This window comes from Sphingomonas sp. SORGH_AS_0950 (assembly GCF_030818415.1).
GTDB lineage: Bacteria > Pseudomonadota > Alphaproteobacteria > Sphingomonadales > Sphingomonadaceae > Sphingomonas.
Genome location: NZ_JAUTAE010000001.1, coordinates 2,547,649 through 2,570,681 on the forward strand (window position 1 = coordinate 2,547,649; position 23,033 = coordinate 2,570,681).

The following is a 23,033-nucleotide window of genomic DNA, read 5'->3' on the forward strand; positions in this document are numbered from 1 at the left end:
GGCGGTCCTGATGGCGGGCGGGAAGGGCCCTTATGTGGGGATGCCGTCCGGCTTCGAAAGGGGGGCGGAACGCAAAGCCCCCGGCGGGTCTTTGCCATCGACGGGTCGCAGCCGCTACGACACCGGCCTGCTCCAAGGAGATGACTGCATGACCAAGACAGCCCTTATCACCGGCGCCACCGCCGGAATCGGCGCCAGCGCCGCGCGTGCGTTCGTCGCGAGCGGCTGGCGGGTGATCGGCACCGGGCGCCGGGCGGACCGGCTCCAGGCGCTGGCGGAGGAACTGGGCGGGGCCTTCCATCCGCTCGCCTTCGACATCACCGACGAGGCGGCGCTTGACGCCGCGCTGGGCGACCTGCCGCCCGACTTCGCGGGGATCGACCTGCTGATCAACAATGCCGGGCTGGCGCTGGGCACGAAGCCCGCCCAGAACAGCGACCTGGCCCAGTGGCGCACGATGATCGCGACCAATATCGACGCACTCGTCACCATCACCCATCGGCTGCTGCCCCGGCTGATCGAACGGCGCGGGGGGATCATCAACCTGTCCTCGGTGGCGGCGAACTATCCCTATACCGGCGGCAACGTCTATGGCGGGACCAAGGCGTTCGTGAAGCAATTCTCGCTCAACCTGCGCGCCGACCTGCACGGCAAGGGGGTGCGCGTCACCTCGATCGAGCCGGGCATGGTCGAAACCGAGTTCACCACGGTTCGCACCGGCGGCGACCAGGCGGCGTCGGACGCGCTCTATGCCGGGTCCAACCCGATGACGGGTGAGGACATCGCCGCGACATTGCTCTGGGTCGCCGAATTGCCGCCGCATCTCAACATCAACCGGCTGGAACTGATGCCGGTCAGCCAGTCCTTTGCGGGCTTCCAGGTCGCGCGCGAGAGTTGATTATAACGGCCGGTGCATGACCAGCGCCTCCACCGGCCCCAGCGCCGGGTGCCGGAACGCCCCCGGCACCCGGCCGACCGTGGCAAAGCCCAGCGCGGTCCACAGATGCACGGCGGCGGCGTTGCTGGCGACCACGAAGTTGAACTGCATCGCGGTGAAGCCGCGCGCGCGGGCTTGGTCGAAGGAATGGAGCGCCATCGCCCGCGCGACGCCTTTGCCGCGCGCGGCCGGGGCGGTCATATAGCCCGCATTGGCGACATGATCCCCGCCGCCCGCCTGATTGGCGCGCAGATAATAGGTGCCGAGGATCGCACCATCCTCCTCCGCGACGAAGACCGTCTTGTCCCCGCCGAACCAGTAAGCGAGCGCGGCCTCTTCGGACATGGCGGGGTCGAGCGCATAGGTTTCGCCCGCGCGGATCACCGGCAGGATGATCGCGGCGATGGCGGGGGCATCGGCGGGGGAGGCAGGGCGAATCGGCATGGGGCGGATCTAAGGCCGAATGACGATCAGGTCGCGCGATATGGCGGTCATGGTCCCCAAACGAGCGAAGGAGCTGCTCTCGACCGCTGAACGGCACGGCAGATTGGCGCTTCCATGCAAGGGACGATATGCAGGTAATGTGAGATTTTATGGGATCGTCGCTGACGACGAAGGCGATCTCTTCCGAGAGATCGCTGGAGCGGGCGAAGGGATTCGAACCCTCGACCCCAACCTTGGCAAGGTTGTGCTCTACCCCTGAGCTACGCCCGCTCTGGCGTTCCGAACCGGCTGACCGGCTGGGGTGAGGCGGGCTATTAGATGTGGGTTTCGAATCCGGCAAGCACTTTTTTCAATTTTTTTACGGCTGGCGACTCCGCCAACAGAACATTACAAGAACATATATGGAGGAGCCCTTTGCCCTGATCGATCGTCTGCGCCGCGCGGCTGCGCTGGTGGAGCAGGCGCGTGACGGCGAAGAGGGGAAAGGAAAAGGCGTGCCACCCCGGCTGGCGCGGGCGCAACTCCATGAGGTTCATGCGCTTTCCCAGGAATCGGCGGCCAGCGGCGCAGGGTTCGCGATCGGATGCGTGCTGGCCGGCGCGGCGCGGCCGACCCTGTGGCTGCGCACCGAGGCGGCGGAGCGGCAGGGCGGGCGACTCCATGGGCCGGGGCTGATCGCGATGGGGCTCGACCCCGCCGAACTGGTCGTGGTGGTGGTCGCCGACGATGCCGCGCTGCTCCGCGCCGCCGCCGATGGCGCGCGCTGTCCGGGGCTGGGCAGCGTCATCGCCGAGGGCTGGGGGGCGATGCGCGGGCTCGACCTCACCGCCTCGCGCCGGTTGATGCTGGCCGCCGAAGCCTCGGGCGTGATGATGATCCTGTTGCGGGTGGGCGGGCAGGTCGTGCCCAGCGCCGCCGCGACCCGCTGGTCGGTCGCGCCCGCCCCGTCGCGCGCGCTCGCCGCCGATGCGCCGGGGGCGCCCGCCTATGATCTGGAATTGCTGCGCCGACGGGGAGGGCCCGCGGGCGCCCGGTGGCGTGTGGAGTGGAACCGTGACACGCAGAGCTTCGATCCCGCGCCGCTATCTGGCCCTCGTCTTCCCCTGGTTGCCGATCGAGCGGTTGCGGGCACGCCGCCCGCACCTGTTCGTGGCGCGGGGTGACGCGCCGATTGCCTTTGCCGAATCGGTGGGCGGGGCGATGCGCCTGGCCGCGCTCGACCCGGCGGCGGTGGCGGCGGGGCTGTCGGTCGGGCTGACGCTGGCCGATGCGCGCGCGCGGGTGCCCGAGGTCGAGGTGTATCCCTATGATCCGGCGGCGGACGCCGACTGGCTGGAACGGCTGGCCGAGGGCGCGCGGCGGTACAGCCCGGCGGTGGCGCTCGACCCGCCACAGGGGCTGGTGCTCGATTCGGGCGGAGCGGACCATCTGTTCGGCGGCGAGCGCGGGCTGGCCCAGGATATCGAGACGCGGATGGCCAGGCGCGGCATCACCGTCCGGCTGGCTTATGGCGACACGCCCGAGGCGGCGCGCGCGCTGGCGCGGCATGCGGGGGCACCCGCCCCGGACGAGATGGGCGCGATCCGCCGCCTGCCCGTCGCCGCGCTGGAACTGGACGAGGATGGCTGTGCGGCGCTGGTGGCGGCGGGGCTGAAGTCGGTCGGCGATGTGCTGGCGCGGCCGATGGCGACGATCGCCGCGCGATTCGGGCGTGAGGCGGCCACCGCGCTCCGGCGGCTGACCGGCGAGGAGGACAGCCCGCTGACCCCGCGCGTCGTCGCGACCCCGATCGCGGTGGAGCGCCGCTTTGCCGAGCCGGTGGCGCGGACCGAGCATATGCTGGCGGTGCTGGAGGAACTGGCGGGAGAGGCGGCGCGCGCGCTGGAAGAGCGGCATGAGGGCGGCCGCCGCTGGGACGCGCGCCTGTTCCGCGCGGATGGCGAGGTGCAGGCCTTGCGCGTCGAGACGGGGCAGCCGACGCGCGACCCGGCGGTGCTGCTGCGGCTGTTCCGCGAGCGGATCGAGGCGCTGGCCGATCCGCTCGACCCCGGTTTCGGCTATGACCTGATCCGGCTGGACGTGGGGCTGGCCGAGAAGCTGGACGCGGTGCAGCTGCGGCTGGAGGGGGGCGAGGCCAGGACCGAGGCGGTCGCCGCGCTGATCGACCGGCTGGGCACAAGGCTGGGGCGCGAGCGGGTGCGGCGAATCCATCCGCGCGACAGCCATATGCCCGAACAGGCCGAATTGCTGCTCCCCGCGACCGACCCGACCCCCAGGGCCGAATGGACCCGGCCCGAGCCGGGCGAGCCGCCGTCGCGCCCCATCCACCTGTTCGATCCGCCCCAGCCGATCGAGTCGCTCGCCGCCGAAACGCCCGACGGCCCGCCCGCGCGCTTTCGCTGGCGGCGCAAGCTGCACGACGTGGCGCGCGCGGAAGGGCCCGAGCGGATCGCGGGCGAATGGTGGCGCCGCGCCGACATGGCGCCGCCGACCCGCGACTATTACCGGGTGGAGGATGTGCGCGGGCGGCGCTTCTGGATCTTCCGCCACGGCCTCTACAGCGAGACCGAGCGGCCGCGCTGGTATGTGCACGGGCTGTTCGCATGAGGAGCCCCATTCCAATTCCTCCCCTGCAAGGGGAGGTGGCAGCGCATAGCGCTGACGGAGGGGTGTCGCGCTTTCGAGAAGAACGATATTTCTGTAACGCACCATCCCGGCGAAGGCCGCGATCCAGTTGGGGTGACGTCGGCCCATCATTCCCATCGGTGCGAAACTGGACCCCTGCCTTCGCCGGGGTGGGGTGTGTGGGGCAGGGAAGGTCGAGTTTCGCCACGATCCCGCCAGCACGGGCAGAACGGTAAATGCCCGCCTTCGCCGAACTGGTCGCGGCGACGCATTATTCCTTTCTCGACGGCGCGAGTCCGGCCGAGGATATGGTGGCCCGAGCCTATGAGTTGGGCCTCAACGGCATCGGCATCGTCGATCGCAACACCGTCGCAGGAGTCGTGCGCGCCCTCAAGGCCTGGCGAAAGGCCTGCGCGTCAGCGGCGGAGATCGGCGCCCCCCCGCCGCCGACCCTGGTCGTCGGCGCTCGGCTGGTCTTTGCCGATGGCACGCCCGACATCGTCGCCTATCCGGTCGACCGCACCGGCTGGGGGCGGCTGACCCGGTTGCTGACGCTGGGCAACAAGCGCGCGAGGAAAGGCGGCTGCATCCTGGGGCTGGGCGATCTGGTCCGCCATGCCCAGGATCTGCTGCTGATCGCGCTGCCGGAATCCTCCGCGCGCGCCTGCGAGCCGATGCCGGATGCGATGCTGCCGCCCCGGCGTGCCGATCCAGGGCTGGCGGCGACGCTCGACCGGCTGGTCGCGGCGGCGCCGGGGCGGGTGTGGCTGGGCGTGACCATGCCGAGAGGGGGCGCGGACCGACGACGGCTGGTGGCGCAGGCGGCGCTGGCCGAGGCGCGGGGCGTGCCCCTGCTCGCGACCACCGATGCGCTGTTCGCCGAACCCGGTGACCGTCCGGTACAGGATATACTGACCTGTATCCGCGAGGGGCTGACCATCCGCACCGGCGGACGGCGGCTGGCGGCCAATGCCGAGCGGCACCTGAAGCCCGCCGCCGAAATGGCACGGCTCTTCGCCGACCGGCCGGGGGCGGTGGACGAGAGTATCGCGATCCTCGACCGGATTACATTCCGGCTGGAGCACCTGTCCTACGACTATCCGCATGAGCCGGTGCCCGAAGGATGGGAGGCGCAGGACTGGCTGGACGAACTGGTCCGGCGGGAGGCCGCCGCGCGGTTCCCCGAGGGCGTTCCGGCCCGGTTGCGGGATACGCTGGACATGGAACTCGCGCTGATCCGCGAGCGCCACTATGCGCATTACTTCCTGACCGTGCATGACGTGGTGAGCCATGCGCGCGGCTTGAAGCCGCCGATCCTCTGTCAGGGACGCGGCTCGGCAGCCAATTCGGCGGTGTGCTGGATATTGGGCGTCACCTCGGTCGATCCGACCCGGCATGACCTGCTCTTCTCGCGCTTCGTATCGGCCGAGCGGGGCGAGCCGCCCGATATCGACATCGATTTCGAACATGAGCGGCGCGAAGAGGTGATCCAGTATATCTACAACCGCTATGGTCGCCACCGCGCCGCGATCGCCGCGACCGTCATCCATTACCGCCCGCGCAGCACGGTGCGTGAGGTCGGCCGCGCGCTGGGGCTGAGCGAGGATGTCACGCAGCGGCTGACCAGCACCGTCTGGGGCAGCTTTTCCAAGCAGTTCGAGGAGAAGCGGTTCCACGAAACCGGCTTCTCTCCCGACAATCCGGAGATCGCGCGGTTGCGGACCCTGGTCGACCGGCTGCTGGGGGCGCCGCGGCATCTGTCGCAGCATGTCGGCGGCTTCGTGCTGACGCAAGGAAGGCTCGACGAGACGGTGCCGATCCATAACGGCGCGATGGAGGGGCGGACCTTCATCGAATGGGACAAGGACGATATCGACGAGCTGAAGATCATGAAGGTCGACATATTGGCGCTCGGCATGCTGACCTGCATCCGCAAGGCGTTCGACCTGATGGAGGCCAACGGGATGCCGCGCCCCGACCTCACCGATCTGGCGCAGGAGGAGGATGATCGCGTCTACGCGATGCTGCAAAAGGGGGACAGCATCGGCGTGTTCCAGGTGGAAAGCCGCGCCCAGATCAACATGCTGCCCCGGCTGAAGCCGAAGGAATTCTACGACCTGGTGGTACAGGTCGCGATCGTCCGGCCGGGGCCGATCGAGGGGGACATGGTCCATCCCTATCTGCGCCGCCGCGCGGGCAAGGAGCCGGTCAGCTATCCGTCCCCGACCAAAGGCCCGGCGGACGAATTGCGGACGCTGCTCGGCAAGACCTATGGCGTGCCGCTGTTCCAGGAACAGGCGATGAAGCTGGCCATCACGGCAGCGGGATTCACGCCGGACGAGGCCAATGGCCTGCGCCGCGCCATGGCGACGTTCCGCAATGTGGGGACCATCAAGGGTTTCCGCGAGAAGATGATCGGCGGCATGGTCCGGCGCGGATACGAACCCGACTTCGCCGAGCGCTGTTTCAAGCAGATCGAGGGCTTCGGCTCCTATGGCTTTCCCGAAAGCCATGCGCTGTCCTTCGCGCGGCTGGTCTATGTTTCGGCCTGGCTGAAATGCCATCAGCCCGCGATCTTCACCTGCGCGCTGCTCAACGCCCAGCCCATGGGATTCTATGCCCCCGCCCAGCTCGTCCGCGATGCGCGCGAAAATGGCGGGGTCGAGGTGCGGCCGGTCGATGTGAATCACAGCGGCTGGGACAATCGGCTGGAGCGGCGTGGCGACGGCGCCTTTGCACTGCGGCTCGGCTTTCGCCAGTTGGATGCGTTTCGCGAGGACTGGGGCAACGCCATCGCCACCCACGCCCCCTATGAGACGATCGAATCGGTCGCGATCCGCGCGCAGCTTCCCCGTCGTGCGCTCGACCTGCTGGCACAGGGGGACGCCTATCGCTCGCTGGGGCAGGGGCGGCGCGAGGGGCAGTGGGAGGCGCGGCGGATGAAGGCGGCGCAACTGCCGCTGTTCGCCGCGATGCAGGCCCCCGAAATGGCCGCCGAGCCGGAGGTGACGCTGCCCCCCATGACGCTGTCCGAACAGGTCAGCGCCGATTACCGTGCGACCCGGTTGTCGCTGAAGGGGCATCCGATGGCGTTCCTGCGCGCCGAACTGGCGGCGGAGGGGGTGCTGTCCGCCGCCGACCTCCACAATCTGCGCGACGGGCGGCGGGCGAAGGTGGCGGGGGTGGTGCTGGTCCGCCAGCGGCCCGGCAAGGGCCATGCGATCTTCGTCACGATCGAGGACGAGACGGGAATCGTCAACGCGCTGCTCTGGGCGCGCGATTTCGAGGCGAATCGGCGCGCGGTGATGGCCTCGCGGTTGATGCTGCTCCACGGCGTGGTCCAGCGCAGCGAGGAGGGCGTCGTCCATCTGATGACCGCCGGTGTCGAGGATCGCAGCGCGATGCTCGCCCGGCTGGAGGATGTGCCCGCCGTGCCGACCCGCTCGCCCGATCCGCGCGGGCCGGTCGCGCCGCGCGGGGTGCACCCGCGCGACGTCCGCCTGCTCCCCCGCTCGCGTGATTTTCATTGAAGGCGGCAATTTCTGCGACGGCGACCCGCCGAAGGACTTGTGCCCACCCCCCGCCATGCCATATTTTACCTCATCATGGCCCTGAACAACGATCTCCTCACCCCGCCTTCGGGGATGACCGGCAATGGGCCGGGGCGCGGGCCCGGCCAGGGGCCCGATCATGGCGACGATGACGGTTCCGGCCTGGGCGTCGCGACCCGCACCCGCGCGCGGACCAAGCAGCCGACACCGTACCGGGTGCTGATGCTCAACGACGACTATACCCCGATGGAATTCGTCGTGCTGTGCCTTCAGCGGTTTTTCCGGATGAGCATGGACGATGCGACCCGCGTGATGCTGCATGTGCACCAGCGCGGGGTCGGGGTGTGCGGCGTCTTCTCCTATGAAGTCGCCGAGACGAAGGTGGCGCAGGTCATCGACTTTGCGCGCGCCAACCAACATCCGCTTCAGTGCACGCTCGAAAAGGCGTGACCGCGCGCGGGTGAGGGGGATGCCCCCCGCTCGCTATCCCGACGACAGACCGTCCGCCGCCTGCCGACCGGACATCCAGGCGCTCTCCACGCGCGGCGCGATCAGCCAGTCGCCGCACGCCGCCAGCGCGATGTCGGGCCGGACATGCGCGCCCGTCCCGCCCTTGGCCGAACGGGCATAGCGCCAGCGATGCGCCGCGGCATGGACCGGCGGCGGCAATGATCCCGTCTGCTCCTCGAAAGCGCGCAACAGCGACGCGGTGACCGAGGCGGCATCGCGTTCCAGATGCCGTCGCGACCAGTCCTCGGTCGCGTGGATCGTCCAGGCCTCGCCGCCGCCATGCTCCGGCTTGGCGGGGTTGCGCGCCGCCCAGTCGATCGGATCGCGAAGGGCGGGCACGTCCGCCACCGACAGCCGGGTGTCGAACCCCAGCATCACCGTCCAGCAGGGCGCCGAAGGGCAGGCGGCCGCGCGCTGCGCCAGTCCGGGGTCGTGCGCGGCGATCAGCGGGCCGACCTGCTCGGCCGGGATCGCCAGCACCAGCGCGTCGAACGGTCCTTCGCAGCCTTCGTCATGGACCAGCGTCCAGCCCGTCGCGTCGCGTGCGACCGATCGGATATGGGTCGACCAGCGGACCTGATGCGCCCCGGCCATATGCGCCGGGATCGTCGCCATGGCGGGCGTGCCGACCCAGGCATCCGCCCCGGCGGCGGGCCAGCGCGCCACGATTCCCGCTTTTTCCCAGTCGGCGACCTGGGCCCTGAACAGCGGATCGCGCGCGGTCAGATACTGCGCGCCGTAATCGAAGGCGAAGTCGAGCCCTTCGGCGAAAACCGTCTTGCTCGACAGGCGGCCGCCGGGGCGGCGCCCCTTGTCGAACAGCCGGACGTCGCATCCCGCCTCTGCGGCCCGCGCGGCGCAGGACAGCCCGGCCATGCCCGCCCCGATGATCGCCATCGATCGCATCGTCGCCATTCTCCATTGCGGCCTGCCCGATCGCACGGGCTCCGTGCGGTTACGCATCGCGGCCGCAAATGATCCGCATCAGCGGAGCAAGCAACCGACTTGATCCATGATGATTTTTTTAACCGCCACCGCCCGCGCGAAAGGATCGACCGCTCCATCGCGACGTTGTTGCGCGCGAAGATCGGCGGGCTCGTCCGCCGGTCGCGGACGACATGCCGCCGGCGCCATCGCATGGCGGGGATGGGGACTGACCTTCATCTTGCCAGCATGTCGCTGTGTTTCAGTGATTTTCTTTCCCGATCCGACACGCATGAGGCCAAGGCATGGAAGACTATAAGACGGTTCTTGAAGGCAAGTGCCCCTTTGGCGGGGACCGGATCGGCGGTGCCTTCACCACCCCGCCGACGCTGGCGGACTGGTATCCCAATCGCCTGCGCGTCGAGCAGCTTCACCGCCATGGCCCGCGCGCCAATCCGCTGGGCGAGGCGTTCGACTATCGCGCCGCCTTTGCCCGGATCGATTTCGAGGCGCTGAAGGCCGAGATCAAGCAGTTCCTGACCAGCTCGGTCGCCTGGTGGCCGTCCGATTACGGCAATTACGGACCGCAGATGATCCGCATGTCCTGGCACTCGGCGGGCAGCTATCGCATCGCCGACGGACGCGGCGGCGCGGGCGAGGCGATGCAGCGTTTCGCGCCGATCAACAGCTGGTGGGACAATGGCAATGTCGACAAGTCGCGTCGCCTGCTCTGGCCGATCAAGCAGAAATATGGCGCGGCGCTGTCCTGGGCCGATCTGATCGTCCTGACCGGCAATTGCGCGCTCGAGATCATGGGGCTGCCCACCTATGGGTTCGGCGGCGGGCGCGAGGATGCGTGGGAGGCCGACGATGCGGCCTATTGGGGGCCGGAGGTCTTCGACATGACCCAGGTCGATTCGTTCGACGAGATGGTCAATCGCGACAAGCGGTGGCGCGGGCAGAATGGCGACGCCGATTACGACCTGGAACAGCCGCTCGCCGCCTCGCACCAGTCGCTCATCTATGTGAACCCCGAAGGCCCCTATGCGAACGGCGATCCGATGGCCTCGGCGCGCGACATCCGCATCACCTTCACCCGGATGGCGATGAACGACGAGGAGACGGTGGCGCTGATCGCGGGCGGCCATGCCTTCGGCAAGAGCCATGGCATGGTGAAGGCCGACCGGATCGGCGCGCCGCCCGAAATCGCCCCGATCGAGGAAATGGGGCTGGGCTGGCACAATCCCGAAGGCACCGGCAATGCCGAGTTCACGATGACCAACGGCATCGAGGGCAGCTGGACCCAGAACCCGACCCAGTGGGACAACAGCTATCTGGAAAATCTGCTGGGCCTGGAATGGGAACAGACGCGCAGCCCGGCGGGCGCGCTGCAATGGACGCCGGTCGACGGTGACGCGCCGCGCACCCCAGATGCGCATATCGAGGGCAAGACCCATAAGCTGATGATGATGACCAGCGATATCGCGCTGAAGGTCGACCCCGTCTATCGCCCGATCTGCGAGCGGTTCCTGGCCGATTTCGACTATTTCACCGAGCAATTCTCCAAGGCGTGGTACAAGCTGACCCACCGCGACATGGGCCCGCGCGAACGCTATGTCGGACCCGAGGTGACGATCGAGCCCGACCTGCTGTGGCAGGACCCGATTCCGGTCCGCGACCATCCGCTGATCGACGGGGCCGAGATCGCGCAGCTCAAGCAGCAGATCCTGGATTCGGGCCTGTCGGTGTCGGACCTGGTCTTCACCGCCTTTTCCGCGGCCGTAACCTATCGCGACAGCGACAAGCGGGGCGGCGCCAATGGCGCGCGAATCGCGTTGGCCCCGCAAAAGGACTGGGTGGTCAATCGCCGCACCGTGCCCGTGATCGCCAGGCTCCGGGAACTGATGGCGGCGTTCAACGACGCGGCGATGGACGGCAAGCGCGTGTCGCTGGCCGACCTGATCGTGCTGGGCGGTTGCGCGGCGGTCGAAAAGGCGGCGGCGGATGCCGGTTTCGCCGAGGCGGTGCCGTTCGGCGCGGGACGGCGCGACACCACCGACGAACTGACCGACGCGGACAGCTTCGAATGGCTCAAGCCCGTGGTCGACGGCTTCCGCAACTATGTCGACGATCAGTTCGCGACGATCACCCGGGGCCGCGTGTCGCCCGAGCAGCTGTTCCTCGACAAGGCGGCGCTGCTGACGCTCAGCGCGCCCGAATGGGTCGTGCTGGCGGGTGGCCTGCGGGTGCTGGGCGCCAATTGGGACGGATCGCAGGACGGGCTGTTCACCGACCGGGTGGGCGTGCTGACCAACGATTTCTTCCGCGTGCTGACCAGCATGGACTATGTCTGGACCAGGCGCGACGATGCCGGGCTGCGATTCACGCTCGACGACCGCGACAGTGGCGAGACGCGATTCACCGCGACGCGCAACGACCTGATCTTCGGCGCCAATTCGCAGCTGCGCAACATCGCCGAGGTCTATGCCGCCGAGGACGGCCAGCGCCGTTTCGTTCGCGACTTCATCGCGGTGTGGAACAAGGTGATGACCGCCGATCTTTTCTGATGGCAGGCGGCGGCCCCGGACAGGTCGGGGCCGCCGCCGTCCACCGAGGCGAGGATCGCATGAGCCTGACCGTCTGGTACGACGCCGCCTGTCCGCTGTGCCGTCGCGAGATCGCGATGATGCGGCGGCTCGACCGGCGCGGGCGGATCGCGTTCGTCGCGATCGATGAAGGTTCGTCCTGTCCGATCGATCGCGAGGCGATGCTCGCCCGTTTCCATGCGCGCGAGGACGGGCGGATGCTGTCGGGCGCGGCGGCCTTCGCCGCGATGTGGCGGGCCATTCCGCTGCTGCGCCCGCTGGGGCTCGCCGCGCGCAATCGGGTCGCGCTGGGGGTGCTGGAGGCGGCCTATCTGCGCTTCCTGACGGTCCGCCCGCATCTGCAACGTCTGGCGGGCGGGCGCGGCTGACCTATCGGCCGGGGGGCAGCCAGCTCAGGTCCAGCCCCTCGAACCGGTCGACATAGCCCGCCTCGCGCACCAGCCGCTGCTCGGCGAGCAGGAACACCCGGCCGCCCTCGCGCCGGATCAGCCCCTCATCCTCCAGCTGCCGCAGCATCCGGTTGACGTGCACGGCGGTCAGCCCGATCGCATCGCCCATCTCCTCCTGGGTCAGTCCCAGCGTGAAGGAGGTGGAGACATCGATCCCCGCCTGGCGCATCTGCGCGCGCAGCGACAGGAGCAGCGTCGCGACCCGCGCGCGCGCCGTGGTGCGGCCCAGCCCCGCCAGCCGGTCGGTGGTGATGACCCGCTCGATCTGGTTGAGGACCAGGAACAGGCTGAGCAGCCGGGGATGCTCGGCGGCGATGGAGGTGACCAGCGTCCGGTCGAACGAACAGACGACCGCGTTCGACACCGCCACGATCGTATCGGGCGACCGGCCATAGACCAGGGTCGACAGCGCGAAGAGGTCGCCGGGAAACAGGAAGCGCACGATCTGGCGACTGCCGTCGTCGAGCAGGACATAGCACATCAGCATGCCCTGCTGGACGATGTACAATTCCTCGCTGCGCGCCTGTTCGTCCATCAGCACGCCGCCGCGCTTGATCGACCGGGGCCGCTCTTCCAGACGCGCCAGGGTCTGGCGTTCCGCCGGGGTCAACGTAACCCAACGATTGAGGCGATCAGCAAGGCCGCTTTTTGACACTGACACTCCATCCCCCCAAGCGGTGGAATGCCTTAGCCATCAAGGCCGATCCCTCGCATTAATATCGATCAACCGGCCCTATTCTTGCTTGTCGGGGGTTTCGACGGTCCGGACGCGCGCGACCCTTGGCGGTGGCGCGCGTGTCCGCTAGGAGGGCGGGTCTATGGACCGTATCCTCATTCGCGGCGGCAACCGGCTGTCGGGCCGCCTGAAGATCTCGGGCGCGAAGAACGCCGCGCTCACCCTGATGCCCTGCGCGATCCTGACCGACGAGCCGGTGACGCTGCGCAACCTGCCGCGGCTGGCCGATGTCGACGGGTTCGGCCATCTGCTGAACCAGATCGGCGCGTCGACGCGGGTCGAGGGGACGCGGCCCGAGGATTTCGGCCGGGTCATGACGATCCGGGCGGGCCAGCTTTTCTCGACCGAGGCGCCCTATGACATCGTGCGCAAGATGCGCGCGTCGATCCTGGTGCTGGGCCCGATCCTGGCGCGCGCGGGCGAGGCGCGGGTGTCGCTGCCCGGCGGCTGCGCGATCGGCAACCGTCCGATCGACCTGCACCTGAAGGCGCTGGAGGCGATCGGCGCGGAGATCGAACTGACCGCCGGCTATGTGAAGGCCAGCGCGCCGGGCGGTCGCCTGTCGGGCGGTCGCTATACCTTCCCGGTGGTGTCGGTCGGCGCGACCGAGAATGCGCTGATGGCCGCCGTCACGGCAAAGGGCACCTCGGTGCTGGGCAATGCCGCGCGTGAGCCCGAGATCGTCGACCTGTGCCGGTTGCTGATCGCGATGGGCGCACGAATCGACGGCGTCGGCACCGAGACGCTGACCATCGAGGGTGTCGACCGGCTGCACGGTGCCACCTATTCGGTCATGCCCGACCGGATCGAGGCGGGCTCCTATGCCTGTGCCGCGGCGATCACCGGCGGCGACCTGGAGCTGGTCGGTGCCTGTGCCGACGACATGCGCGCGACGCTCTCGGCGCTGACCGAGGCGGGGGTGACGGTCGAGGAAGGCCGCGATTCGATCCGCGTCGCCGCCAACGGCCCGCTCCAGCCGCTGACCCTGTCGACCGCGCCCTATCCGGGCTTCGCCACCGACATGCAGGCGCAGTTCATGGCGATGTTGTGCAAGGCCGAGGGCACCAGCACGCTGACCGAGACGATCTTCGAGAATCGCTACATGCACGTGCCCGAGCTGGCGCGGATGGGCGCGGACATCCAGGTGCATGGCCGCACCGCGATGGTGAAGGGTGTCGAGAAGCTGACCGGCGCGCCGGTGATGGCGACCGACCTGCGCGCCTCGATGAGCCTGATCCTGGCGGGTCTGGCCGCCGAGGGCGAGACGGCGGTGTCGCGCGTCTATCACCTCGACCGGGGTTACGAGCGCCTCGAAGAGAAGCTGTCGGCGGTCGGCGCGGATATCGAGCGGGTCGGCGACTAACAACTTGTTCCTCCCCTGCAAGGGGAGGGGGACCGCCGCGAAGCGGTGGTGGAGGGGTGTCAGCAGCAGCGTTGACACCCCTCCGTCAGTCCTACGGACTGCCACCTCCCCTTGCAGGGGAGGAATTTAAAGCCGCTACCACCAGCCCTCGGCCTCCAGCACCGGCACCATCGCGCGCGAGACTCGCGCCTCGACCCCGCCGGTCAGGACCAGTCGCACGCCGCGACCTTCGCGATGCGCCTCGCGGACGGCCGCGCGCGCCACCCACCAGCTGCGATGCACCTGCGCGCCGACCAGGGGTGCGACCTCCTGCACCGCGTCGCGCATCCTGAGCAGGATCAGTTCCGACCCATGGGCGCCGTGGACGCGCAGATAATGGTCCTCCATTTCCAGCGCGACGATGTCGGGGCCGAAGCCCGGAGGCAGGCGGCCCAGCAGCGCGGGGCGGGGATCGGCAACGGATAGCGCGGGTTCGGACACGGGTTCGGGTGTGGGGGGCTCCGGCGCGACACGCCGCCGCCGTTGGCCGTACCACAGCAACAGGCTGGCCAGTCCCCCGATCACCAGCACATTGCCATAGAGCAGCAGCGCCTGATCCCCGTCGGGCCAGCGCGGCGGCAGGCCCAGCCGACCGACACACCAGACGATGACGCTCATCGGCCCGCTGGCAAGGATCGCGGCGGCAGCCCAGCCCGCCATTTCGGGCAGATGCAGCCGCGCCGCCATGACCAGCGCGCCCGCCATCATCGGCTTGTACAGCGCATAGCCCGCCAGCATCAGCGCGACCCAATAGATCAGCCGATGGGCGAAATGCGCATCGAAGGTCCCGAACGGTCCCAGCACCGCCAGCAGCAGCCCCACGCCGATCATCAGCGCGATATCGATCACTAGGCGGCGCGAACGGGGCATCACGGCCTTGTGCCTATGGCCAATTGGCGCTTCGCGAAATGGCAAATCGGCCGCTCCACGAAGCGAAACCGTCGATCCGCGCAAGACCGCTGGCGAAGCGGCGGCGCGAGGGCAGGAAGGGACGAACCCGTTCCCGATCAGGATATCGACCGATGACCAGCCTTTCGATCGCCGCCCCGAACTGCCGCCGTTCCGATATATCCCCCGCGCTGCGCCTCGCGATTCTGGTCGCGGGCGGCACCTTGTCGCTGATGGCGGTGGCCGCCATGGCGCGGGGGGCGCTCGGCCTGTCACCGACGTTGGCGCGGGCGCATGACGTGGCGGTGTGGATTCACCTCGGTTCCGTACTGCCTGCACTACCGCTGGGGCTGTATGTGCTGCTGGCGCGCAAGGGCGATGCGCGGCACCGGATGCTGGGCAAGCTGTGGGCGGGGCTGATGGCGGTCGCGGCGCTGTCGGCGCTGGCGTTGCGCGACCTGAATCACGGGCAGTTCAGCGTCATCCACCTCTTCGTGCCGGTTACGCTGATCGGGCTGTGGCGCGCGATCACGGCCGCCCGCGCGGGGCGGATCGATACGCATCGCAAGGTCATGGTCGGCCTGTATCTGGCCGGGCTGATCGGCGCGGGCTCCTTCGCCTTCCTGCCCGGTCGTGTCATGGGGACGTGGCTGTTCGGCTAGGGCCGATCGACATTCGGTATTGCGTCTTCTTCCCCTCTCCCCTGGATAGGGGAGAGGGTTAGCGAAGCTTGCCAGCCTGCTGGCTAGCGCAGCTTGGGTGAGGGGTTGAGCGAGCCCAAGGGCTCGCGCGCTCGCCGAGCGAGCGCCTACCCCTCACCCAGTTCCGACTAGGCCTTTGCTTTCGCAAAGGCCAAGTCTGCGCAACCCTCTCCCCTCTGCGAGGGGCGAGGGAAGGAAAGGCATCGCTGAATGGCGACCGGCCCTAGGTGTTTGATCCCACGGTTTGATGGTGCGATCCTTTCGTTGGAATGGAAGGATGCCGTATGGGACAGGTACGTCACGGAAGCGCCACGACCACGCACGCCGTCCGAGCAGCAATACAGCGATCGCAAGCTTCGCTCTCGACGCTGAGCCGTGAGTTGGGGATCAACCCGAAGACGGTCGCGAAGTGGCGTAAGCGGGCGACGGTCGAGGATATGAAGACAGGGCCGAAGGCCCCTCATTCGACAACCCTGTCCGAGGCCGAGGAGGCAATGGTTGTGGCGTTCCGGCGGCACACGCTGCTGCCGCCAGCCTGCCCCCGCGTAGGCGGGGGATTGCCTCTACGCCCTGCAACCGTCGCTCCCGCATCTGACGCGCTCAGCGCTGCACCGATGCCTCCAGCGGCACGGGATCTCCCGGCTGCCGGACATCGAAGGCGACAAACCGAAGCGGCAACGCTTCAAACGCTACCCGATCGGCTTCTTCCACATCGATATTGCCGAAGTGCAGACTGCCGAAGGCAAGCTCTACCTGTTCGTCGGCATAGACCGCACCAGCAAGTTCGCGGTCACTCAACTGGTCGACAAGGCTGCCAGACGCACAGCGTGGGAGTTCCTCGAACATCTGCTGAAAGCCGTGCCGTACCGCATCCACACTATCCTGACCGACAATGGCATCCAGTTCGCCGAGCAGCCCCGCAACCGCAACACCGCCTGGTCCCGCCAAATGCGCTTCGACATGATCTGCGAGGCAAACGATATCGAGCACCGGCTCACCAAACCGAACCATCCGTGGACCAACGGACAGGTCGAACGGATGAACCGCACCATCAAGGAGGCGACCGTCAAACGCTTCCATTACGAGAGCCACGACCAGCTCCGGACGCACCTCGCCGACTTCATGGCCGCCTACAACTTCGCCCGACGGCTCAAGACGCTCAGCGGGCTCACACCCTACGAATACATCGCCAAGATCTGGACGTCAGAGCCAGACCGGTTCATCGTCAACCCGATCCACCAGATGCCGGGACTGAACACCTAGGTCACCAGCCGCTTGAGCGTGTCCACCCGGTCGGCCTCTTCGGCGGGCTTGTCCGTGCGGATGCGGGCGATGCGGGGGAAGCGCATCGCGACGCCGGATTTGTGCCGCTTGGACTCGTGGATCGAATCGAACGCGATCTCCAGCACCAGCGTCTTCTCGACCTCGCGCACGGGGCCGAAGCGCTGCACCGTATGCGCGCGCACGAAACGGTCGAGCTGCCGCAACTCCTCGTCGGTGATCCCCGAATAGGCCTTGCCGACCGGGAGCAGCTCGCCCTCCTCGGTCCAGCAGCCGAAGGTATAGTCGCTATAATAGCTCGACCGGCGGCCATTGCCGCGCTGCGCATACATCATCACGCAATCGGCGGTCAGCGGATCGCGTTTCCATTTGTACCACAGGCCGACCCGCCGCCCGCCGCTATACGGCGAATCGCGGCGCTTGAGCATCACCCCTTCGATCGCGGCATCGCGGGCGGTGGCGCGCAGGGCCTCCAGCGCGGTGAAGTCCTCCGCCTCGATCACCGCGCTGACGTCGAATCGGTCGGGGTCGAGTCTGGCCGCGAACGCTTCCAGCCGCTGGCGGCGCCCGGTCCAGGGGAGGGCGCGGACATCCTCCGTCCCGTCGACCAATATGTCATAGAGCCGGACGAAGGCGGGGTAATCGGCCAGCATCCTGGCCGACACCGTCTTGCGCCCCAGCCGCTGTTGCAGCGCGTTGAAACTGGCCGCGCCGCCGCCATCCTCCAGCGTGCCCCCCTGATGCTCGCCCTTGACCAGCAACTCGCCATCGACCGCGCCCACCGCGTCGAAGGCGCTCGCCACATCGGGAAAGGCGTGGGTCACATCGTCGCCGGTCCGGCTGTAGAGTCGGGTCTGGCCCGCGACATGGACGATCTGCACCCGGATGCCGTCCCATTTCCACTCGGCGGCATAGTCGGTCAGGTCGACCCGCAGATCCTCCAGTGGATGCGCCAGCATGAAGGGGCGGAAGACCGGCACGTCGGCGGGCGTCGGCTGCGCGCCCTTGCCCTCGCCCCAGGCGAACAGTTCGGCATAGGGCGGCGACAGGCCGTGCCAGACCTCCTCCACCGCGTCGACGTCCAGCCCGAAATGCAGCGCGAAGGCGGTCTTGGCGAGTCGGGCGGACAGGCCGATGCGCAGGCCGCCGGTCGCCATCTTGAGGAGCGCAAACCGTTCCTCCGCACTCGACCGGTCGAGCATGTCGGCCAGCACGGCGGGGGCGTCCGAGCGGGAGAGGTGGCGCAACCGCTCGACCACCGCGCTGACCGAAAGGGGTTCGGGGTCCAGCGGCCGGTCGGGCGCGGGCCAGAGCAGCGCGACCGTCTCGGCGGTGTCGCCGACATAGTCGCGGCTCATGCGGAACAGCACCGGGTCGACCCGCTGCTCGATCAGCGCGCGGATCAGCGCGGGCTTGACGCCGGGCAGGTCGAGATCGCCGGTCAACGCCGCCATCGCCCAGCCCCGGTCGGGGTCGGGCGTGGCGGCGAGGTGATCCGCGACCAGCTTCAGCTTGGCGTTGCGCGACCGGGTATAGATCAACGCATCGAGCAACGCCGCGAATTCGCGCATCGGCGGATCAGTCGATGGCGTTCTTCACCGACTTGCCCGCGACCAGTCCCAGCACGAGGAAGATCACGAACAGTGCGATCGCGATGAAGAACAGGATCTTGGCGATGCCGACAAAGGCGCCCCCGATTCCCCCGAACCCCAGTGCGCCGAGAATCAGTCCGACGACGAGAAAGGTGATGGCGAGCTTGAGCATGGGACGATTCTCCTGACCTGATAGGGGGTCAACCGGCCAGGACGGTTGGTGTTCCGATTACGGATGGGCGAAACCGAAAGGGGGCGGGCGTGCCCGCTAAATGCAAGGATCGGTTGGCAAAAGGGTTGGGGAAATGGAACAAGGCGATCCTATGCCTTATCCGACCCACCGCTATCGTGCCCTGTGCGACCTGACCCCGGCCGAAGAGAATGCGCTGATCAACCTGGGCGATGCCGAGGTGGTGCGCCGTCGCGGCCAGACGTTCCAGCGCGAAGGCGATGTCGTCAGCGGCTTCTACCTGCATATCCGGGGGTGGATCAGTTCCTCGATCGTGCTGCGCAACGGCGATCGGCTGATCCAGAAGGTCCATCTGCCCGGCGACATGCTGGCCACGCCCAGCATGGTCCTGCCGCATGCCGCCGACACGCTGACCGCGATCACCGAGGCGGTGACGGCGTTCGTGCCCTATGAACGGATCGGTCAACTCTGGACCGAGATGCCGCGCCTCGGCGCGCTGTTCACCACGGCGGCGCAGATGGAGCGGCTGGCGCTGATGGACATGCTGGCGATCACGGGCAACGCCTCGGCCAAGGAGCAGTTGGCGCGCCTGCTGGTCGATCTGCACACGCGGCTGACCCCGATCGACATGGTGCAGGACGACAGCTTCCACCTGCCGCTGACCCAGGAGATCATCGGCGATCTGGTCGGCCTGACCGCCGTTCACGTCAACCGGACGATCCGGGCGATGGAGGCCGAGGGGCTGATCTCGCGACAGGGCCATCGCTTCCGCCTGCTCGATCTGCCCGCGCTGCGCCAGCTCTCCCCGCTGCCCCCCCGGCGACCGCGGTTCGAGGCCCCCTGGCTGCCCGCCGCGGCGGTCTGACGCCCAGACAAAAGGCCCCGGCTTTCGCCGAGGCCCTTTGCATCATGGGGCAGGGGTGGGGGGGATCAGCCCTTGCGACCGGCCTCGAACAGGAACCAGGCGCGTTCCTCGGCCTGGTCGGTCCATTCGTCGACGATGCCGCTGGTGGCATTGTCCTTGGCCTCCTCGGCGGCGTCCTTGACGGTGCGGAACCGCTCGACCAGCTTCAGATTGTCGTCGCGCAGCTCGACCAGCATGTCGGCGGCCGACACGAATTCGCGGTCATTGTCGACGATGGTCTGGCGCCGCGCGATATCGCCGATCGACCGCAGCGTCACATTGCCGGTCTTGCGCACCCGCTCGGCAATCGCGTCGGTCACGCCCAGGATCTGCGTCGCCTGGTCGTCGAGCATCAGGTGATAGTCGCGGAAATGCGGGCCCGAGACGTGCCAGTGGAAATTCTTGGTCTTCAGGTACAGCGCATAGCAGTCCGCCAGGGCGCCGTTGAGTGCGTCGGCGACGCTGGCGGTCGCGTTGCGGCTGAGGTCGGTCGGCGTATCGAGCGCCGGATTGATATCGGACATGACATGCTCCCGCTATCTGTCGTTGCTGTCTGGATCGTTGCGTAAACGATCCGATGGCGCAAATGCTCCCCGCCTGTCCATGTACAAAGACCGTGCAGTCTGATCGATCCCCTAGATCAGTCCCCGGATCGACAGGGCGATGGTGATTCCGGCCAGGATCATCGCGCAACCGACGCCGATCCGTATCGCCCGTAGCGGCAGGCGGCGCCATTCCCGCTCGCCGAGCAGCAGCGCGGGCAGGATCGCCCCCGCAAGGCCCAGCATCGCGCCGGGCAATGCGGCCCAGGGCAGGGGCGACCGCGCCGCCGCCGCCGCGATGACCAGCGTCGTCGAATCGGAAAGCTGGATCGCGCCGCTGCCGATCACCGCCGCGACCAGCGGGCTCCAGCGCGGCGGCATGGTGCGCGGCGCGCTCATCCGCCCGAACAGCCCGATCCCCAGGACGAGCAGCGCCAGCGCCAGCAACAAGCTGCGGGTGTCGGGTGTCACCTCGGGTGCCAGCGTCCGGCCGAACGCGATCGCCAGGCTCGCCATGACCGCCTGGACCAGCATCGCGCCCAGAACGACCCGGCCGGGCTGTCGGCTATGCTCGGCCAGATGGACCACGAAGCCGCTCCATCGCCCCGCCGCCTGTGCGCCCAGCACCGCGACCAGCACGATCATCAGCGCATCCATTCAGCCCGCCAGCCGCGCCGAACAGACCGTGGCGAAGTGATTCGCCGTCTCCAAATCCTGCCGCTCGCTCGCCACCGCGTCGGTCAGCATGGTCAGCCAGCCATGCACGGTCGCCGTGCCGCCGCTGCGCGACAGGGCGCGGTCGATGAAATGGGTGACGGTGACCGCCGGGGCCAGGCCATGGGCATGGGCGATTCGGCGAATCGCCTCGACGCCCCCCGCCAGATCCGCGACGGGGGCATAGGGCGCTCGGACGTCGAGCGCGGCGATGCGCGCCCAGAGCTGATCGCGAATCGCGCCGTCCATGCCCTTGTCGCCGGGCGAATCGCCTGTACCCATGGCCTTGCGCCTGTTCCTTCCACCCGTCCCTGTCCGGCGGCCCGCCGGGATCGGGGGGTGTAAGCATAGTCGCGGGCGCGTAAAGAGGGGCTTAAATGGCCCGCAATACTTGACTCGGGCGGGCCCATGGGCCATGGGCGGCGCTTATATAGCGGCGGCTCCGGCTGCCGCTTTCGCTTTTTCACGCATACAGGAACCAGGTCATGGCCAAGCCGACCACCGTCAAGATCAAGCTCGTCAGCTCGGCTGATACCGGCTTCTTTTACGTCACGAAGAAGAACCCGCGCACCAAGACCGAGAAGCTGAGCTTCAACAAGTACGACCCGGTCGTGCGCAAGCATGTCGAGTTCAAGGAAGCCAAGATCAAGTAATTTGCGGGCGGCGACCCCCAGGGTCGCCCCGTAATGGCTTGAAGGCGTGAAGCCGCCGTCCTGATGGACGCGCGGCTTTTTGTCGTTGGCATGACGCTCCCCCTCCCGCAGGCGAGTTTCAGGTCGGTCATGCCCCCGGCATGACCTAAACGATGCGGGGCATCGTTTACCTGAAACTGGGCTGGGGGGAGGGCAGGGAGTCTCACCGAGACCAGTGCCTAGAACCGTTCCCTCCCCCCGACCCCCTCCCGCCTGCGGGAGGGGGAGTGGTCTTTACGCCGCTTCGGGATACAGCGTGCGGATCAGCCAGTCGTGGAACAGCCGCACCGACTTCTGCTGGAGCGCGCGGGGGCGGCAGACGAACCAGTGGCTGTACGGGCTGTCCACCTCGATATCGAACAGCCGGACGAGGCGCGGGTCCTGCGCATGTTCGAAATGGCTGGCATGCATGAAGGCGATGCCCAGCCCCTGCGCCGCCGCCTCCAGCATCAGCCCGCCCGAATCGAAATAGTCGATCGCCTTGGGCTTGATGTTGGTCAGCCCCGCCACCTGGCACCAGGCGGTGAAGGCATCCGGCATTTCGCGGTGGAGCAGCGCGGTCATGCCGTTCATCTGCGACGGGCGGACCAGCGGGTTGGAGCCTTCGATCAGCCGCTTCGACCCGATGACATAGACCTTGTTGCGATCCAGCCGCTTGGCATAGAGCGAGGGATCGATGTCGCGGCCCAGCGCGATCACCGCGTCCAGCCCTTCGCCCAGTCGCGCGATGCCGTGTCCGGCGGTGTCGATGTCGAGATGCAGTTCGGGATGCGCCGCGCGCAGCATCCCCATATGCGGGAACAGCCGCTGCGCCGCATAGAGCGGCAGCACGCCGAGCCGCAGGCGCAGCACCTCGTGCCCGCTGGTCATCGCCTCCACCGCGTCGCTCAACTGGTCGAGCAGCGGCGCGATCTGCTCCATCAGCGTCTGGCCGTCCTCATTGGGCACCATCGCCTGATGCCGCCGCGCGAACAGCGGCTTGCCGACGAACCGCTCCAGCGTCTGGACCCGGCGGCTGAGCGCAGGGGCGGACAGCGCCAGTTCCTCGGCGGCGGCCTTGATGGAGCCCAGGCGGACGACCTGGACGAATGCTTCGATCGCACCCAGCGGGGGAAGCCTGCGCATCTCGCACCTGTTGTTGTGACATCCTCTCGATCAGAGGATTGCATAAACTGCAACCTTAACCAAGCTTTTCGCACTTGCAACATAGCGTGCTGCGGCGCAAAAGGAACGGGCCTTTCAGGCATCCTCTCCTAAAAACTTTTACGGGCTGGTCGTTTCGATCGGCCCTTTTTTTTGCCTCGCTCCGTCGGGCGGCCCTTTCGCGACCCGGAACCCGCCCCCA

At 68.0% G+C, this 23,033-nt stretch carries 21 protein-coding genes, 1 tRNA gene and 1 pseudogene; 12 read left to right on the forward strand and 11 right to left on the reverse strand.

Translation table 11 applies throughout. The annotated features are described in order from the left end of the window. Positions 1-148: 148 nt before the first annotated feature. Entirely contained in the window at positions 149-898 is a 750-nt protein-coding gene (locus QE385_RS11270) for an SDR family NAD(P)-dependent oxidoreductase (protein WP_307101856.1), read from the forward strand. On the opposite strand, the gene QE385_RS11275 is transcribed toward QE385_RS11270, so the two are convergent. Together QE385_RS11275 and QE385_RS11280 are read right to left on the reverse strand one after the other, a co-directional pair. Then, positions 899-1,381 carry a GNAT family N-acetyltransferase gene (locus tag QE385_RS11275; protein ID WP_307101858.1) on the reverse strand — a complete coding sequence of 161 codons (483 nt, stop codon included), beginning with the start codon at positions 1,379-1,381 and terminating at the stop codon, positions 899-901. Positions 1,382-1,576: 195 nt separating this feature from the next. Continuing rightward, positions 1,577-1,651 (reverse strand) — tRNA-Gly (locus QE385_RS11280). A gap of 131 nt (positions 1,652-1,782) precedes the next feature. Between QE385_RS11280 and QE385_RS11285 the strand changes: the two genes are divergently transcribed. From QE385_RS11285 to clpS, 4 genes are all read left to right on the forward strand, one after another. Further along, a complete protein-coding gene (locus QE385_RS11285) occupies positions 1,783-2,544 on the forward strand; it encodes an ImuA family protein (protein ID WP_307101860.1) in 762 nt (253 codons plus the stop codon). Continuing rightward, positions 2,435-3,988 carry a DNA polymerase Y family protein gene (locus QE385_RS11290; protein ID WP_307101862.1) on the forward strand — a complete coding sequence of 518 codons (1,554 nt, stop codon included), beginning with the start codon at positions 2,435-2,437 and terminating at the stop codon, positions 3,986-3,988. The genes QE385_RS11285 and QE385_RS11290 overlap by 110 nt, the downstream gene beginning before the upstream one ends. 254 nt (positions 3,989-4,242) lie before the next feature. Next, positions 4,243-7,536, forward strand: a complete 3,294-nt coding sequence (locus QE385_RS11295; protein WP_307101864.1) for an error-prone DNA polymerase — start codon at positions 4,243-4,245, stop codon at positions 7,534-7,536. A gap of 114 nt (positions 7,537-7,650) precedes the next feature. After that, entirely contained in the window at positions 7,651-8,007 is a 357-nt protein-coding gene (clpS, locus tag QE385_RS11300; protein WP_307104689.1) for an ATP-dependent Clp protease adapter ClpS, read from the forward strand. A gap of 33 nt (positions 8,008-8,040) precedes the next feature. Here clpS and QE385_RS11305 read toward each other — a convergent pair whose 3' ends face one another. Beyond that, positions 8,041-8,982 (reverse strand): NAD(P)/FAD-dependent oxidoreductase, encoded by a 942-nt coding sequence (locus tag QE385_RS11305; RefSeq protein ID WP_307101866.1) that lies wholly within the window; start codon positions 8,980-8,982, stop codon positions 8,041-8,043. Positions 8,983-9,296: 314 nt separating this feature from the next. On the opposite strand from QE385_RS11305, the gene katG reads away from it, so the two are divergent. Together katG and QE385_RS11315 are read left to right on the forward strand one after the other, a co-directional pair. Beyond that, entirely contained in the window at positions 9,297-11,558 is a 2,262-nt protein-coding gene (gene katG / locus QE385_RS11310) for a catalase/peroxidase HPI (protein ID WP_307101867.1), read from the forward strand. A 59-nt stretch (positions 11,559-11,617) separates the two neighbouring features. Then, positions 11,618-11,965: a DUF393 domain-containing protein gene (locus QE385_RS11315; protein ID WP_307101869.1), complete on the forward strand. Its 348-nt coding sequence runs from the start codon at positions 11,618-11,620 to the stop codon at positions 11,963-11,965. A gap of 1 nt (position 11,966) precedes the next feature. Here QE385_RS11315 and QE385_RS11320 read toward each other — a convergent pair whose 3' ends face one another. After that, complete coding sequence (locus QE385_RS11320) at positions 11,967-12,656, reverse strand: Crp/Fnr family transcriptional regulator (RefSeq protein WP_307101871.1); 690 nt, start codon at positions 12,654-12,656, stop codon at positions 11,967-11,969. 208 nt (positions 12,657-12,864) lie between these two features. On the opposite strand from QE385_RS11320, the gene murA reads away from it, so the two are divergent. After that, positions 12,865-14,145 carry a UDP-N-acetylglucosamine 1-carboxyvinyltransferase gene (murA, locus tag QE385_RS11325; RefSeq protein WP_307101873.1) on the forward strand — a complete coding sequence of 427 codons (1,281 nt, stop codon included), beginning with the start codon at positions 12,865-12,867 and terminating at the stop codon, positions 14,143-14,145. Positions 14,146-14,280: 135 nt separating this feature from the next. Here the strand turns inward: murA and QE385_RS11330 are convergent, their stop codons facing one another. Beyond that, positions 14,281-15,054 carry a LytTR family DNA-binding domain-containing protein gene (locus tag QE385_RS11330; RefSeq protein WP_307101875.1) on the reverse strand — a complete coding sequence of 258 codons (774 nt, stop codon included), beginning with the start codon at positions 15,052-15,054 and terminating at the stop codon, positions 14,281-14,283. Positions 15,055-15,206: 152 nt separating this feature from the next. On the opposite strand from QE385_RS11330, the gene QE385_RS11335 reads away from it, so the two are divergent. After that, positions 15,207-15,734 (forward strand): DUF2306 domain-containing protein, encoded by a 528-nt coding sequence (locus tag QE385_RS11335; RefSeq protein ID WP_307101877.1) that lies wholly within the window; start codon positions 15,207-15,209, stop codon positions 15,732-15,734. Between the two features lie 323 nt (positions 15,735-16,057). Next, a pseudogene (locus QE385_RS11340) lies at positions 16,058-17,036 on the forward strand (IS481 family transposase). Here the strand turns inward: QE385_RS11340 and QE385_RS11345 are convergent. Next, the gene (locus tag QE385_RS11345) at positions 17,033-18,625 is read right to left on the reverse strand and encodes a cisplatin damage response ATP-dependent DNA ligase (protein ID WP_307101879.1); all 1,593 of its coding nucleotides are present in this window, start codon (positions 18,623-18,625) and stop codon (positions 17,033-17,035) included. The pseudogene QE385_RS11340 and the gene QE385_RS11345 overlap by 4 nt on opposite strands. A 7-nt stretch (positions 18,626-18,632) precedes the next feature. Next, entirely contained in the window at positions 18,633-18,818 is a 186-nt protein-coding gene (locus QE385_RS11350; protein ID WP_007407044.1) for a DUF1328 domain-containing protein, read from the reverse strand. Positions 18,819-18,969: 151 nt separating this feature from the next. Here QE385_RS11350 and QE385_RS11355 point away from each other — a divergent pair, with 151 nt between their 5' ends. Further along, a complete protein-coding gene (locus QE385_RS11355) occupies positions 18,970-19,701 on the forward strand; it encodes a Crp/Fnr family transcriptional regulator (protein ID WP_307101881.1) in 732 nt (243 codons plus the stop codon). 65 nt (positions 19,702-19,766) lie between these two features. Here QE385_RS11355 and QE385_RS11360 read toward each other — a convergent pair whose 3' ends face one another. The 3 genes from QE385_RS11360 to QE385_RS11370 form a co-directional block, all read right to left on the reverse strand. After that, a complete protein-coding gene (locus QE385_RS11360) occupies positions 19,767-20,264 on the reverse strand; it encodes a Dps family protein (RefSeq protein WP_307101883.1) in 498 nt (165 codons plus the stop codon). Between the two features lie 111 nt (positions 20,265-20,375). Further along, on the reverse strand, positions 20,376-20,927 hold the full coding sequence (locus tag QE385_RS11365) for a TMEM165/GDT1 family protein (protein ID WP_307101886.1): 552 nt from the start codon (positions 20,925-20,927) through the stop codon (positions 20,376-20,378). 12 nt (positions 20,928-20,939) lie between these two features. Then, positions 20,940-21,278, reverse strand: a complete 339-nt coding sequence (locus QE385_RS11370) for a hypothetical protein (RefSeq protein ID WP_307101888.1) — start codon at positions 21,276-21,278, stop codon at positions 20,940-20,942. A 203-nt stretch (positions 21,279-21,481) separates the two neighbouring features. Here QE385_RS11370 and rpmG point away from each other — a divergent pair, with 203 nt between their 5' ends. After that, positions 21,482-21,649 carry a 50S ribosomal protein L33 gene (gene rpmG, locus QE385_RS11375; protein WP_007407030.1) on the forward strand — a complete coding sequence of 56 codons (168 nt, stop codon included), beginning with the start codon at positions 21,482-21,484 and terminating at the stop codon, positions 21,647-21,649. A 273-nt stretch (positions 21,650-21,922) separates the two neighbouring features. On the opposite strand, the gene QE385_RS11380 is transcribed toward rpmG, so the two are convergent. Further along, positions 21,923-22,813, reverse strand: a complete 891-nt coding sequence (locus tag QE385_RS11380; protein WP_307101891.1) for a LysR substrate-binding domain-containing protein — start codon at positions 22,811-22,813, stop codon at positions 21,923-21,925. Positions 22,814-23,033 lie beyond the last annotated feature (220 nt).

What these genes read in the sequence shown, in the direction of transcription:
- QE385_RS11370 (WP_307101888.1), bottom strand. Translation starts at nt 21,278, where the DNA reads ATGGGTACAGGCGATTCGCCCGGCGACAAGGGCATGGACGGCGCGATT.
- QE385_RS11330 (WP_307101875.1), bottom strand. Translation starts at nt 15,054, where the DNA reads ATGCCCCGTTCGCGCCGCCTAGTGATCGATATCGCGCTGATGATCGGC.
- QE385_RS11305 (WP_307101866.1), bottom strand. Translation starts at nt 8,982, where the DNA reads ATGGCGACGATGCGATCGATGGCGATCATCGGGGCGGGCATGGCCGGG.
- QE385_RS11285 (WP_307101860.1), top strand. Translation starts at nt 1,783, where the DNA reads ATGGAGGAGCCCTTTGCCCTGATCGATCGTCTGCGCCGCGCGGCTGCG.
- QE385_RS11345 (WP_307101879.1), bottom strand. Translation starts at nt 18,625, where the DNA reads ATGCGCGAATTCGCGGCGTTGCTCGATGCGTTGATCTATACCCGGTCG.
- clpS (WP_307104689.1), top strand. Translation starts at nt 7,651, where the DNA reads ATGACCGGCAATGGGCCGGGGCGCGGGCCCGGCCAGGGGCCCGATCAT.
- QE385_RS11295 (WP_307101864.1), top strand. Translation starts at nt 4,243, where the DNA reads ATGCCCGCCTTCGCCGAACTGGTCGCGGCGACGCATTATTCCTTTCTC.
- QE385_RS11315 (WP_307101869.1), top strand. Translation starts at nt 11,618, where the DNA reads ATGAGCCTGACCGTCTGGTACGACGCCGCCTGTCCGCTGTGCCGTCGC.
- QE385_RS11275 (WP_307101858.1), bottom strand. Translation starts at nt 1,381, where the DNA reads ATGCCGATTCGCCCTGCCTCCCCCGCCGATGCCCCCGCCATCGCCGCG.
- QE385_RS11355 (WP_307101881.1), top strand. Translation starts at nt 18,970, where the DNA reads ATGCCTTATCCGACCCACCGCTATCGTGCCCTGTGCGACCTGACCCCG.
- QE385_RS11380 (WP_307101891.1), bottom strand. Translation starts at nt 22,813, where the DNA reads ATGCGCAGGCTTCCCCCGCTGGGTGCGATCGAAGCATTCGTCCAGGTC.
- QE385_RS11270 (WP_307101856.1), top strand. Translation starts at nt 149, where the DNA reads ATGACCAAGACAGCCCTTATCACCGGCGCCACCGCCGGAATCGGCGCC.
- QE385_RS11350 (WP_007407044.1), bottom strand. Translation starts at nt 18,818, where the DNA reads ATGCTCAAGCTCGCCATCACCTTTCTCGTCGTCGGACTGATTCTCGGC.
- rpmG (WP_007407030.1), top strand. Translation starts at nt 21,482, where the DNA reads ATGGCCAAGCCGACCACCGTCAAGATCAAGCTCGTCAGCTCGGCTGAT.
- murA (WP_307101873.1), top strand. Translation starts at nt 12,865, where the DNA reads ATGGACCGTATCCTCATTCGCGGCGGCAACCGGCTGTCGGGCCGCCTG.
- katG (WP_307101867.1), top strand. Translation starts at nt 9,297, where the DNA reads ATGGAAGACTATAAGACGGTTCTTGAAGGCAAGTGCCCCTTTGGCGGG.
- QE385_RS11365 (WP_307101886.1), bottom strand. Translation starts at nt 20,927, where the DNA reads ATGATCGTGCTGGTCGCGGTGCTGGGCGCACAGGCGGCGGGGCGATGG.
- QE385_RS11360 (WP_307101883.1), bottom strand. Translation starts at nt 20,264, where the DNA reads ATGTCCGATATCAATCCGGCGCTCGATACGCCGACCGACCTCAGCCGC.
- QE385_RS11335 (WP_307101877.1), top strand. Translation starts at nt 15,207, where the DNA reads ATGACCAGCCTTTCGATCGCCGCCCCGAACTGCCGCCGTTCCGATATA.